The 13,021-nt window shown below is 65.2% G+C and carries 4 protein-coding genes and 9 pseudogenes; 9 read left to right on the top strand and 4 right to left on the bottom strand.

Going from position 1 to position 13,021, the window contains the following annotated elements; translation table 11 throughout:
• Positions 1-145: 145 nt before the first annotated feature.
• Positions 146-1,657 carry a hypothetical protein gene (locus DW355_RS00060; RefSeq protein ID WP_131276703.1) on the top strand — a complete coding sequence of 504 codons (1,512 nt, stop codon included), beginning with the start codon at positions 146-148 and terminating at the stop codon, positions 1,655-1,657.
• Positions 1,658-1,837: 180 nt separating this feature from the next.
• On the opposite strand, the pseudogene DW355_RS00055 reads toward DW355_RS00060, so the two are convergent.
• Together DW355_RS00055 and DW355_RS00050 are read right to left on the bottom strand one after the other, a co-directional pair.
• Positions 1,838-3,450: pseudogene (locus DW355_RS00055) on the bottom strand (gamma-glutamyltransferase family protein).
• A gap of 24 nt (positions 3,451-3,474) precedes the next feature.
• Positions 3,475-4,233, bottom strand: a pseudogene (locus DW355_RS00050) (Bug family tripartite tricarboxylate transporter substrate binding protein).
• Between the two features lie 337 nt (positions 4,234-4,570).
• On the opposite strand from DW355_RS00050, the gene DW355_RS17945 reads away from it, so the two are divergent.
• The gene (locus DW355_RS17945; RefSeq protein WP_242671260.1) at positions 4,571-4,819 is read left to right on the top strand and encodes a helix-turn-helix domain-containing protein; all 249 of its coding nucleotides are present in this window, start codon (positions 4,571-4,573) and stop codon (positions 4,817-4,819) included.
• Entirely contained in the window at positions 4,726-5,490 is a 765-nt protein-coding gene (locus tag DW355_RS00045; RefSeq protein WP_242671259.1) for a LysR substrate-binding domain-containing protein, read from the top strand. The genes DW355_RS17945 and DW355_RS00045 overlap by 94 nt, the downstream gene beginning before the upstream one ends.
• A gap of 67 nt (positions 5,491-5,557) precedes the next feature.
• On the opposite strand, the pseudogene ftsY reads toward DW355_RS00045, so the two are convergent.
• Positions 5,558-6,555: pseudogene (gene ftsY, locus DW355_RS00040) on the bottom strand (signal recognition particle-docking protein FtsY).
• A 28-nt stretch (positions 6,556-6,583) separates the two neighbouring features.
• Between ftsY and DW355_RS00035 the strand changes: the two are divergent.
• The 5 genes and pseudogenes from DW355_RS00035 to DW355_RS00015 all read left to right on the top strand — a co-directional run bounded on the left by DW355_RS00035 (position 6,584) and on the right by DW355_RS00015 (position 11,061).
• A pseudogene (locus DW355_RS00035) lies at positions 6,584-8,061 on the top strand (M16 family metallopeptidase).
• Positions 8,062-8,068: 7 nt separating this feature from the next.
• Positions 8,069-9,444: pseudogene (locus DW355_RS00030) on the top strand (M16 family metallopeptidase).
• Positions 9,444-10,053, top strand: a pseudogene (rsmD, locus tag DW355_RS00025) (16S rRNA (guanine(966)-N(2))-methyltransferase RsmD). Before DW355_RS00030 ends, rsmD begins: the two co-directional pseudogenes overlap by 1 nt.
• Positions 10,054-10,170: 117 nt before the next feature.
• Positions 10,171-10,616 (top strand): annotated as a pseudogene (locus DW355_RS00020) (SRPBCC family protein).
• 7 nt (positions 10,617-10,623) lie between these two features.
• On the top strand, positions 10,624-11,061 hold the full coding sequence (locus tag DW355_RS00015) for a PaaI family thioesterase (protein ID WP_131276696.1): 438 nt from the start codon (positions 10,624-10,626) through the stop codon (positions 11,059-11,061).
• Between the two features lie 63 nt (positions 11,062-11,124).
• Here DW355_RS00015 and DW355_RS00010 read toward each other — a convergent pair.
• Positions 11,125-12,701 (bottom strand): annotated as a pseudogene (locus tag DW355_RS00010) (methyl-accepting chemotaxis protein).
• Positions 12,702-12,763: 62 nt separating this feature from the next.
• On the opposite strand from DW355_RS00010, the pseudogene DW355_RS17940 reads away from it, so the two are divergent.
• Positions 12,764-13,009, top strand: a pseudogene (locus DW355_RS17940) (cysteine-rich CWC family protein); the annotation flags it as partial.
• Between the last annotated feature and the right edge of the window lie 12 nt (positions 13,010-13,021).

Here is a 13,021-nt window from a genome sequence, read left to right as displayed (position 1 = left end):
CAGGTAAGCGCCGCGTTGATTGTGCCTGGGTTTCAGCCGGCACCCGCTGTGCCGCAGGGCTCAATGTTCAGTTGATTCTGTCGATAAACGAAGCACGGCTTAAAAGCCTCCAGTGGACAACACCAAACCAGGAGGGGCGGGCCCCGTGACCACAGTTTCCGCGTCAGGTCTGACGAATCAGAGCACCAGCATCCATCTCAATCCGGAGGCCCTGCGACTGCGCCAGGGCAGCGAGGCCAGTCGTGCCGTCGTGCCCCGGGTCAATGCCAGCGGTCTTGCCCATGGGCTTGCGGTTTCAATGCCATCGGTCATCCGGCGTGAACAGGCGCTGGGCGGGGAAGTCCCCGCTGACAACACGTACCAGCATCTGCAAGCCCTCAACGTCGCAGCGTGGACGGACTCCAGTGCCCAGGCCAGCGTGCTGGGCGCCTCGACGCAGTCGGAACAGGCGTGGGCCTCGGCACCGGGAGACGTCATCAGTGACCTGATGGCTCACAATTTTGGGCGCAGCCAGCCGCGTGATTTCGTCAACCAGTGGCGTGACCTGGGCGGTGCGCTCTTGTCACACCTGGCGACGTTGACTTCCACGCCGCCGCAATACCGCCAGACGTTTCTGGCAAACGTGGACCCCAGACTGCCCCTGGACGATCAGTACAGCAGCGTGAGACTTGGAGCGGCCACGGCCCATTTCCAGGTCAAGACTCGCTCGGGTCAGACCGTGGATCTACAGATTGCCGTGAACAAGTCAGGTGGCGGCATCCCGGGAGTGCAGGTCGCGGTCAGCAGTTCCGGGGCGCTGAGTGATGCAGAGCGCAAGGCTTTGGCCGCGCTTGCTGGTGGCCTGGATGAGGCCTTGGCGGGCTTGGGTCGGTCGGATGCGCCGGAGATGAATCTGTCGGGTCTGATGAACTATGACCGCAGCGTATTTTCAAGTTTGAGTCTGGACATCGAAACCCCCGCCGCGCAAAAAACGGCCCTGTACGATTCCTTCTCACTCCGTCTGGGGGTAGACAAAAACACACTGGCGTACAAGGGCCCGCTGGGCGAGATGCAGATGCGCCTGGACGCTGCCCCGCTGCTGCGGGGCAGCGTGACCCAGCGCCAGGCCGCTATCGCGCAATACCTGCAGCAGATTGACGCCGCCGCCAGTCGCAGCCATGCCGACGAAACGCTGGTGAACATGTTCAAGAGCGGCTTTGAGCAAATGCTCGGCATCGCCGAATCCCAAGCTGGGAAAGGCGTGGCAGGCATCGCTGATGCCATGGCGTTGCTGGGGTACGGTTTGACGGACCAAATTCAGCCGCTGCTGACAGGACTGCCAGACTTCGAAGCCAGCTTCAGTGGCAAATTCACGCGCAACAACGCCCGCGGGGTTCTGAGTGAAGAGGGCGAGGTGAGCTACGCCATCAGCCAACAGACCAAGATGCAGATTCATCGCCGCGAAAAGGATGCGTCCATTGTCCAGACGCGGCATGAGCGCCTGGATGCCAGTTACGCCAGGGCACGCAACGGCGCCATGTTGGATCTCAAGTCAGGCAACTACGATCGACACACCATTCGTGACGACAGCACGATCACAACCTTGATCGAAGCCTTGGACGGCGCTGTGGACAGCGCTGAGGAACGCACGGACAAAAAAACTGCTGCATGTCCGTGAAACGCTGGTGGATCATGAAGTGACAGATCGGCATGCAACGCCGGATGACCAGCATTTCGCCAAGCGACTCGTTTGACGGGCCGCCCTCGGTTCGGTCGACCACGGCGGATGCCGTGTTGCACCGGGTTTCGGTACCTCGGCGTAATGCCAACGGGGGTCGATGATGGTGCCGTGCCGATCTCAATAGCCAGCGGCCAAGCCGTCGCGGCGCGGGTCGCTGGCCGCCACATAGCCCTCGACGGCCGGATCACCAAGACGCCAAATGAACTGCCCGGCGCCAAAGTCCTGGTAGGAGTCATGGATCACGTCGATTTCATGGCCCAGGTCCTGCAGACCTTGCAGGGTGCTGGCCTGCATCGCCGCCTCCACATTGATGTTCAGTCCTTTGTTGAAACGCCAGCGCGGGGCATCGCAGGCGGCTTGGAGTCCCTGGTGATAGTCCAGCATGCGGACCAGGGTCTGCATGTGCCCCTGAGGTTGCATATTGCCGCCCATGACGCCGTAGCTCATCACCGGTTGACCGTCCTTGGTCAGGAACGCCGGGATGATGGTGTGGAACGGACGCTTGCCAGGGGCCACGACATTGGGGCTGTCGGCTTGGAGGCTGAAGCCGTGTCCCCGATTCTGCAGGCTGATGCCGTAGGTGGGTTCCACGCAGCCTGAACCAAAGCCCATGTAGTTGCTTTGGATGAAGCTGACCATCATCCCGTTCTCGTCGGCTGCCGTGAGGTAGATGGTGCCGCCTTTGACCGGGTTGCCCGCCGCGAAGTTCTGCGCGCGGCGCGGGTCAATCATGCGGGCGCGCGATGCCAGGTAGGCGTCGTCCAGCATCTGCGCTGGCGTGACCGTCATGGTCGAGGGGTCAGACACGTAGTGATAGACATCGGCAAAAGCGAGCTTCATGGCCTCGATCTGCAGATGCTGAGACGCCGCCGAGTCCACTGGCAGACTCGCCACGTCAAACTGTTCCAGGATGCCCAGCGCGATCAATGCGGCGATACCCTGGCCGTTGGGCGGAATTTCGTGCAGGGTGTAGCCCCGGTAATCGCGGGCGATAGGCTCTACCCACTCAGGCCGATAGGAGGACAGGTCACGCAGCGTCATGGCGCCGCCCTGTGCCCGGGCATACGCAACCAGGGCTTCGGCGATCTCCCCTTCGTAGAGGGCATCTCCGCGTGTCGCGGCGATGGCCTTGAGCGCGCGCGCCGCCGTCGGGAAGCGGAACAATTCGCCAATTTCCGGAGCGCGGCCCCAAGGCAGGAAAGTGTCGGCAAAGCCCGCGATGTCCCTCAGCAGAGGCGTGGCAGCGGCCCACTTCTGTTGCACGACCGGGGGGACCAGATAACCTCGTTCGGCCACTTCGATGGCGGGCGCCATCAGGTCGCCAAAGGGCAGCTTGCCGAAGCGCTCACTCAGAGCCACCCAACCGCGCACTGCGCCGGGGACGGTCACGGAGTCGATGCCGCGCATGGGCGGCGTGGCGGCGCTTGTCCCGCACTTGGCCTTGAAGTACTCGACGGTCCAGGCCTGTGGTGCTTGGCCTGAGGCATTGAGACCGTGCAACTGCTGTCCATCCCACAAAATGCAGAACGCATCACTGCCCAGACCATTGCTCACGGTTCCACCAACGTCATCACCGCGGCGGTGGCAATCGCTGCATCCACCGCGTTGCCACCTTGCTGCAGGACGCGCAGACCCGCTTGCGCCGCCAACGGATGCGAGGTGGAGACGACGTTACGCGCGAAAACCGGAATGCGGGTGGAGAGGTAGGGGTTGTGGTAGTTGAACTGCATGACTTTCCGTTTGCAGGAAGGGGACTATTCGTTGACGATCTTGCGCTCGACGATGATCTGCTTCCACTTGGCGAGGTCGGCCGCCACCATCTTGCTGAATTGCTGCGGGGTGCTGTTGACCGGTTCGATGCCCAGCGTGGTGAGCTTGGCGCGCACCTCGGCATCATTCAGCGCCTGATTCGCGGCGGTGTTCACGCGGGTGACGACCTCGGCCGGCAAGTCCCTGGGGCCGTACAGGCCGAACCAGGTGTTCGACTCGAAGCCCGGGAGCGTGTCGGCCACGGGGGCAGGTCGGGCGCGAGGGGGCTGCGCTTGAGCGTGGTGACGCCAAGTGCGCGCAGGCGTCCATCGCGAACATGGGGCATGCCTGTCGGCAACGAATCAAACATCACCTGAACTTGACCGCTGATCAAGTCGGGGTATGGCCAGCGCCGTGCCCTTGTAGGGGACATGGGTCACCTGCAGTCCCGCCTGCGCCTTGAACAGTTCGGCCGTCAACTGGACGATGGTGCCGTTGCCGCTGGAGGCATAGTTCAGCTGGTTGGGATTTTTCCTGGCGTACTCGATCCATTCCTTGACGGTCTTGGCCGGGGAATCATTGGGCACCAACATGATGCTGGGCGCATTGCCCACATGCGCGATCGGCGTGAAGTCACGCACCGTGTCGTAGGGCAGCTTGCCGCCCAGGGCCGGTCCAATAGAGTGCGTGCTGGTCGTCGCCAGCAGCAGTGTCAAGCCATCGGCCGGTGCGCGGGCGACCAAGTCCGAAACCCAGGCTGCCACCGGCGCCCGGCTTGTTGTCGATCACGATGGTGGTGCCCAGTTTCTCCCCCATTTTTTGCGACAGCGTGCGCGCGAACAGGTCGGTGGCACCGCCCGCAGGGAAGGGACCACCAGGCGGATGGGCTTGGCGGACTGGGCCAGGGTCAGGGGCGCAAACGGCGCCCAACGCCAGCGCGGCGCCAAGCCGCGCAGAAGGAGATGCGACGGATCATGGTTCTCTTCCTTGCAAGTGAGCAAACTAAAACGCTGGGGTGAACGCCTCAGACTTGGGGCACTCTAGGCTTCGTTGGCACATCAAAACAGATAATCAGATTTATTTCCACTATGACGTCACGTCATGAAGAGCCTGCCGATTCCCAACGACGAAGTGTCACTGCAACAATTTCGAGCCCTGGTGGCCATTGCCCAGACGGGCAGTTTCACGCTCGCCGCCGATGCCTTGGGCTTGACTCAACCGGCCGTGAGTCATCTGGTCAAGCGCATGGAACGCGAGTGGGGCAGCCTCTGGTGGTGCGGGGCCGGCGTATCCGACTCACCGATGCGGGCCAGTTGCTGGCGGATACCGCGCAGCGCGCGTTGCGGATGATGGACGAAACGGTGCGTTCCTGCCGCTCGCAGGCGCAATTGAAAGAAGGCCGCGTGATGGTTGCGGTGGGGCACCTGACCGCCGGGGCGTTGCTGCCCGCGCTGCTGGCGCGTTTTTCTGCGGCTTACCCGCAGCTGGTGGCCACGGTGCACGACAGCACAGCGGCACAAATGGTGTCCATGGTCCTGTCGCGGGAGGTCGATCTGGCGCTGGGGTCAGACATCGGGAACATGCATTCCGACCTCGCCACGGAGCGGCTCTTCACCGAACGCATGGCCCTGTTCATGCGACAGGACCACGCCTTGGCGGGTCGCGCCAGCGTGCAAGGCCGTGATCTGGATGGGTTGCCCATGGTGCATGTGAACCCGGATGCCGTGGTCTGGCGCGCCATCAGCCGTGAGTTGAGTGCCGTGGCCAATGTGTACCCGCAGGTGGTGCAGCACGTCGCCATGTTGAGCACCGCATTCGGAATGATGCAGGCCGGGATGGGTCTGGCTCTCTTGCCGCGTTATGTGGCACGGCTGATGCCGCCAGACCTGCGTGCCGTCCCCATCGCCAGGCCGGTGCTGGAGTTTCCTGTCGTGGCGATCCGGCTGGCCAAGCAACCGTTGAGTCCTGCGGCGATGGCTTTTCTGGCCTTGGCGCGCAAACATCTGCGCCCCAGCAGTTGATGGCGCGCTTTCCGGGGCGCTCGGCGTCCATTCAGCAGGGCAGCCTGCCGCTGGCAAGTGAGCCCCATCAGTCCAGCAGCGCCTGTGCGAATTCCCGCGCGCTGAAGGTCTCAAGCTCGTCGATCTGCTCGCCCACGCCGATGAAATAGACGGGGAGAGGCCGCTCGCGCGACAGCAGCGCAATCGCCGCCAGCACGCCGCCCTTGGCCGTGCCATCGAGCTTGGTGACGATGAGGCCGGTCAGGCCCAGCGTTTCGTCGAAGGACTGCACCTGCGCCAGCGCGTTCTGACCGGTGTTGCCATCGATGACGAGCAGGACTTCATGGGGGGCCGTTTCATCGGCTTTCTGCACCACGCGCTTGATCTTCCTGAGCTCTTCCATCAGGTGCAGCTGCGTGGGAAGGCGGCCCGCCGTGTCCACCAGCACCACGTCCTTGCCACGCGCCTTGCCCGCGCTGACGGCGTCGAAGCAGACCGAGGCCGGATCTCCGCCGGCCTGGTGCACGATGTCCACGCTGCCCGTGCCCTGGCGGTTGCGGTCGGCCCAGACCATGAGTTGCTCGCGTGCCGCGGCGCGGAAGGTGTCAGCCGCCGCCAGCAGCACGCTGGCACCTGCTTCGGCGAGGTGGTGGGTGAGCTTGCCGATGCTGGTGGTCTTGCCGGCGCCGTTCACACCCGCGACCATGATCACGGTCGGCTTGTGCGTGCCCACGCTCAGGGTTTGCTCCAGTGGCGCGAGCAATTCGGCCAGCGCGTCGACCAGCAAGGCCTTGACCGAGGCGGGCTCGGTGGCTTTGCTTTCCTTTACACGGCGTTTTAAATCGTCGAGTAAATACTGTGTAGCCTTGACGCCTGCATCGGCCATTAGCAGCGCCTCCTCCAGTTGTTCATAGAGCGCGTCGTCGATGCGCGTTCCAGTGAACACCGTGGCGATGCCACTGCCCGTCTTGCGCAGGCCCGCACGCAATTTCCGAGCCAGCCCTCGCGGGGCTGACTCTGCGAGGCGGGGGGCGTGGGCTGGGAATGAACTCCGGTCGACGATTTGCTTCTGAAGATACTGAACATGAAGGGCATTCCTACAATGTCGCATTCTATGAAACGCCTATTCATCTGTTTTTTCGCCTTGCTGGTGTCCTGGACGGGAGCCCAGGCGCAACATCCGGCCCAAACGGCCATCAATGCCAAACCCCAGCAATTCACCCTGGCCAACGGGATGACTCTGATCGTGCAGGTGGACCGGCGCGCGCCGACCGCCGTCCACATGCTCTGGGTGCGCGCGGGCAGCATGGACGAGGTGGATGGCAAGAGTGGCGTGGCCCATGTGCTGGAGCACATGATGTTCAAGGGCACGCAATCGGCGGCGGGTGGCACGGCCGCGGGCGAGTTCTCGCGCCGCGTCGCCGCCCTGGGCGGGCGCGAGAACGCGTTCACCGCCAGCGATTACACAGGCTACTTCCAGCAGATCCCGCGGGACGCCTGGAAGATGTGATGAAACTCGAAGCCGACCGCTTCGCCCACAACCGTTGGCCCGACAGCGAATTCGCCAAGGAAATCGAGGTGGTCAAGGAAGAGCGGCGCATGCGCACCGAGGACGAGCCGCGTGCGCTGCTCTACGAGACGTTGGAAGCCACGGCCTTCGTGGCCTCGCCTTACCGGCGTCCCATCGTGGGCTGGATGAATGATCTGGACAATCTGCGCCCGGACGACGTGCGCGCCTTCCACCGTGACTGGTACCTGCCTGCCAACGCCGTGGTGGTGGTGGCCGGTGACGTGAAGGTGCCGCAAGTGCGACGCTGGGCCGAGCAGTATTACGGCGGCTTGCCCACGCGTGCCCTGCCCGAGCGCAAGCCGCGCGTCGAGCCATCGCAGGCGGGGGTGAAGCGCGTGGAAGTCAAGGCACCCGCGGAACAGGCCTACGTGGCCTTGGCCTGGAAGGTGCCGGGCTTGCGCAACGTGGTCGCGCCCACGGCGGAGGACTGGGACGCGATGGCCCTGACGGTGCTCGCCGCCGTGCTGGATGGCTACGACGGTGCGCGCCTGCAGCGCGCTCTGGTGCAGGGCCAGGGCAGCAATGCCAAGCGCGTGGCTGACACCGCCGGTGCGAGCAATGGCCTGATGGGCCGCGGCCCGCAACTCTTTGTGCTGGATGGTTCGCCCGCGGCCGGAAGGACCCCGACCGAACTGGAGACGGCCTTGCGCGAGCAGATCGCGCGCATCGCGCGAGGGTGTCAGCGAGGCCGAGCTGCAGCGCGTCAAGACGCAGTGGATGGCCAGCGAGGTCTACCAGCGTGACTCCCTGTTCTACGCGCGCGCAAGCTGGGCGCCAACGCCATGCTGGGGTTGCCGCTGGACGCGGATGACCGGCTGCTGGCCCAACTGCGCACCATCACTTCCCAGCAGGTGCAGAACGTCGCCACGCGCTATTTCGGCGAGGACACATTGACCGTGGGCGTCTTGCATCCGCTGCCGCGGACCCGCAGCGGCGCGCGCGCCCCCGAGGAGGCCTGGGCGGTGGCAGGGATTTCTGAGCGTGCCACCGAGCGATGCAACCCGGCGCAAACCCAGGCGTGAACGGAACATGAACATGATGCAGAACAAATTCGCGGCGCTGCTTCTCGCGGCGCTGGTCGGTGGGCTGGCCGCGGTCTCGGCCCAAGCCGCCATTCCGATCCAGCACTGGACCCAGCCGGAAGGTCCGGGGCAGGGCGCCGAGGTCTGGCTGGTCGAAAGCCCGGCCGTGCCCATGGTCGACGTGCGGCTGGAATTCGATGGCGGCGGTCGGCGTGATCCGGTGGACCGCGCGGGCCTGGCGGAGGCCGGCACCCTGATGATGGGCAAGGGGGTGCGGGAATCGTCGGGCAAGGGCGGTCGCGAGCCTGCGCTCGACGAAAACGCCCTGGGCGAGGCTTGGGCCGACCTGGGTGCGATGTTCGGTGGCGATGACACCACCGATCGGGTGAGCTTCTCCCTGCGCAGCCTGACCGATCCGGACCTGCTGCAGCGCGCCGCAGCCCTCGCAGCTCGCGTGCTGGCCGAACCGGCCTGGCCCGAGGCGGTCTGGACGCGCGAGCGCGAACGCATGCAGGCGGCGCTGAGGGAATCCCTCACGCGTCCGGCCACCGTGGCTTCGCGCGCCTACCAGCGCGCGGTGTTCGGTGCCCACCCCTACGGACAGGCGATGACGGACGAGACGCTCGCCCGCATTGCCGTGGCCGACATGCAGGCCTGGCATGCGCGCACCTTCCTGGCCTGCCGTGCCAAGGTCAGCATCGTCGGGGCAGTCAACGCGCGCAGGCGCAGGAACTGACGGCTCAGTTGCTGGCGCGCCTGCCCAGGAGTCGCGACGCCAAGGACTGTCCGTCCCTGCCACCCGTGCCCGAGGTGGCGTCTCTGGACAAGGCCGCCGACATCCGCATTCCCTTCGACGCCGCGCAGGCCCAGGTGTTTATCGGGCAGCCCGGCTTCAAGCGGGACGATCCGGATTACTTCGCGCTGACCGTGGGCAACTACATCCTGGGCGGTGGGGGCTTCGTCTCGCGCCTGACCGAGGAGGTGCGTGAGAAACGTGGTCTGAGCTACAGCGTGTACAGCTACTTCAATCCTGGCGCCCACGCGGGCAGTTTCACCATCGGCCTCCAGACCCGGCCCGACCAGGCGGATGCGGCGCTGAAGGTGGCGCGCGAGGTGTTGGCCCGATTCCTGGCCCAAGGTCCCACCGAGGTCGAACTCAAGGCGGCCAAGGCAAATCTGATCGGTGGGTTTGCCTTGCGCATCGACAGCAACCGCAAGCTGATCGACAACCTGGCCAACATCGCGGCCCATGACCTGCCGCTGGACTATCTGGACAGCTGGACCGAGCAGGTGAACAAGGTCACGGTGGCGGACATCAGGAATGCTTTCGCGCGCAAGCTGCGGGCGGACCGCATGGTGACCGTGGTGCTGGGCGGCAAGTGATGCGGCAGGGCAAACCCGCCGCGGCGCGCTCTCCGGCAGCGCAGCCCCGCAAGCACGAAGTGCGCATCATCGGCGGGCTCTGGAAGCGCAGCAAGTTGCCTGTCGCCGACAAGCCCGGCTTACGGCCCACGCCCGACCGCGTGCGCGAGACCCTGTTCAATTGGCTGGGCCAGGATCTCACGGGCTGGCGCTGCGTCGACGTCTTCGCGGGCAGCGGTGCGCTGGGGTTTGAGGCGGCTTCGCGGCGCGAAGGAAGTCACCCTGGTCGAGCAGGATACGGCCCTGGTCGCGCAGCTCCAGAAAATCAAGGAACACCTGAAGGCCGATGCCGCGGGTGTGCAGGTCATGGTGCGGCGAGGCGATGGTGTTGCCGCGCTGTCTGCCTGGTCGATGGCCAGCTTGGACCTCGTGTTCCTGGACCCGCCTTTTGACGCCCCGCTGTTCGAACCCGCCTTGCGGGCCGCTGCGCGCGTCGTGAAGGCCGGCGCTTACATCTACCTTGAGGCACCGTCCGAATGGACGGCCGAGCAATTGGCACCGCTGGGCCTCGTACCCTATCGGCACCTGAGAGCTGGGGCGGTGCACGCACACCTGTTGCGGCGCGCATGAGTCCGCGACCTGGGGCAGGCCCCGGCCAGGGTGCGCGGTGCCGACTTATCATCCATCCCTTCCCGCGTGCACCGTGGTGCGCGTGTCCTGCAAGTGGTCTGACCAAGGGAGATTTCCATGGCAACCGGTACCGTACAACTGCACGCGTGCTGCGCGCGCCGCCCGAGCGCATTTACCGCGCTTTCCTCGAACCCGATGCCCTGGCCAAGTGGTTGCCGCCTTATGGCTTTACCTGCAGTGTCGAACACATGGATGCACGCGTGGGCGGTAGCTACCGCATGGCCTTCAGGAATTTCGGTACGGGCCAAAGTCATGCCTTTGGCGGCGAGTACCTGGAATTGGTGCCGAACCAGAAGATCCGCTACACGGACCGCTTCGATGCCCCCGGTCCGGCCGGTCTGATGACAACGACCATCGTGCTCCGGGTCGTGTCTTGCGGCACGGAAGTGACGGCTACGCAGGACGGTATTCCCGAGATGATTCCCACCGAGATGTGCTACCTGGGCTGGCAGGAGTCGCTGGAGCAACTGGCGCGGCTGGTCGAGCCGGAAATTCACGAATAAGGCCTGCATGGTCACCCTGCAGGGGGCCTTGCCCGTGCGACCCACCCAGGACGAGCTGGCCGCCTTCCTGGCTAGGGAATTCCCCCAAGCGCCGTGCCGCATCGTGTCCCTGAGCGAGAGAGGCGCCACCCTGCGGCACGAGGTGGGTGTGGCGGAGTTGCGCCCGGGGGGGACCGTTTCCGGGCCGACCATGATGGCTCTGGCCGATGTGTCCCTCTACGTGGCCATCATGGCCGAAGTGGGCCTGTTGCCGATGATCGTCACGACCCAGCTGAGTTTCAACTTCCTGCGCAAGCCCGCGGGCGACCGCGCGCTGATCGGCGTGTGCCGCTTGCTCAAGGTCGGGCGCACGCTTGCCGTGGGCGAGGCCACCGTGTATTCCGAGGGTCTGGACGAGCCCGTGGCCCATGCCGTGGGCAGCTACGCGATCCCGCCGCCGCGCTGAGGCTGAACGGCTTCAGCGGCGGGCCCACACCGGCATCAGCCGCCGCAGCGAATGCCGACGAGGTCAGCGCGGTGCAGGCAGCGCGCCGGCGATGGCAATGGTCGGCAGCGCGGCCGAGTCGCTGACGTGGAACTGGTCCACCGTGCGCGACAGCGCCTGCGCCTGCTGGCGCAGCGATTGCGCGGCTGCCAGCGCCTCCTCCACCAGCGCCGCGTTCTGTTGCGTGCCCTGGTCCATCTGCGAGATTGCCTGGTTCACCTGCGCGATGCCAGCGCTCTGTTCGGTGCTGGCTCCGCTGATCTCGGCCACCACCTGGGTGACGCGTTGCACGCCCTCGACGATCTCGCGCATGGTGTCTCCGGCCTGTTCCACCAGGGCGGTGCCCGCGCCGACCTTGCTCACGGAGTCATCGATCAGGCGTTTGATTTCCTTGGCGGCCTCGGCCGAGCGACCTGCCAGGCTGCGCACCTCGCTGGCCACCACGGCGAAACCACGACCCTGCTCGCCCGCGCGCGCGGCTTCCACCGCCGCGTTCAGCGCCAGGATGTTGGTCTGGAAAGCGATGCCATCGATCACGCTGATGATGTCGACGATCTTGCGCGAGGAGACGTTGATCGACTCCATGGTGCTCACCACCTGTTCGACCACCGCCCGCCGCGTGCCGCCACGCCCGATGCCGACACGGCCAGTTCGTTGGCGCGCCGCGCGTTGTCGGCGTTCTGTTGCACGGTGGAGGTCAGTTCCTCCATCGAAGCCGCCGTTTCTTCCAGCGCGCTGGCCTGTGATTCGGTGCGGGCCGAAAGATCGCCGTTGCCCGCGGCGATTTCCGCCGAGGCGGTGGTGATGGAATCGGTGCTTTCGCGCACCTGGCGGACCAGACGCGCGAGGTTGTCTCGCATGAGCTGGATGGCGCCCAGGATGCTGGTCTGATCACCGGGCCGTGTGCGCACCTCCACCACGAGGTTGCCATCGGCGATCTGCTTGACGACCTCGGCCGCGTACTGCGGCTCGCCACCGAGCTGGCGTACCAGCGTGCGCAGCATGTCCCAGGCCAGCGCCACGATCACCAGCATCAGCACGGTGCCGATCGAGAGCAGGATGATCGTGTTGCGCCAGAAGGCCTGCTGGATGTCGTCGATGTAGTCGCCGTAGCCGATGATCCAGTCCCAGGGCTCGAACTTGATGATGGCGTAGAGCTTTTCGACTTCTTCCTTCACCCCGGGGCGCGTGCCCTTGGCCACCACGGTGCCGATGACCTTGCCCTGCAACGCCGCCCGGTAGCGCTCGCCAGCAGCCCGGCCCACGTTGGCGTCGACGATGCCAACGCGCTTGGGGTTCGGATGTACGTAGTTCACGTCGTCGGTGTAGCCGCGAACGAAGAAGTATTGATCGTTCTTGTGGAAGGCCCCGATGGCGCGTTTGGCCTCTTTCAGCGCGTCTTCGTGCGAGAGCTGACCGGATTTTTCCAGCTCATAGGCTTTTTGCGCGGCCGCATGGGCGAGCACGACCAGGGTTGAGAGTTGATTGGTGCGCTCCCGCATCATCGACTGGTAGAGCGTGGTCAGTGCCACGGCCGATAGCGCCAGCAGGCCCATCAGTGCCGCGCAGCACAGAAGGATGATCCGGGTGCGAAGTTTCATGCCTGTTCCGAAGATTTATGACAGATTTATGACACGATACAGCAAATTCGCGCCGCATCGCCATGGTGCATGGACGGCGCATGGGCTCAGGCCGTGGTCGGGCGTGGGCGGTTAGGATGGGCGCCTCCATGATTCCTGCGATGACGCCCCTGCCGAATGCCATCTGCCCCCTGTGCGGTGGGGCGAACCAGTGCGCGCCCGCCCGGGTGGGAACCTACGAGGTGGACTGCTGGTGCAGGACGGCGCCCGTCAGTGCCGCGGCCCTGGCCCGCATTGCGCCTGACCGCCGTGGCATGGCCTGCCTGTGCCCGCGCTGCGCC

Origin of the sequence: Hylemonella gracilis, assembly GCF_004328645.1 — a bacterium.
GTDB classification, from domain to species: Bacteria; Pseudomonadota; Gammaproteobacteria; order Burkholderiales; family Burkholderiaceae_C; genus Hylemonella; species Hylemonella gracilis_B.
Note: the sequence above shows the minus strand (reverse complement) of the source record. Positions and strands in the feature narration are given on the sequence as shown.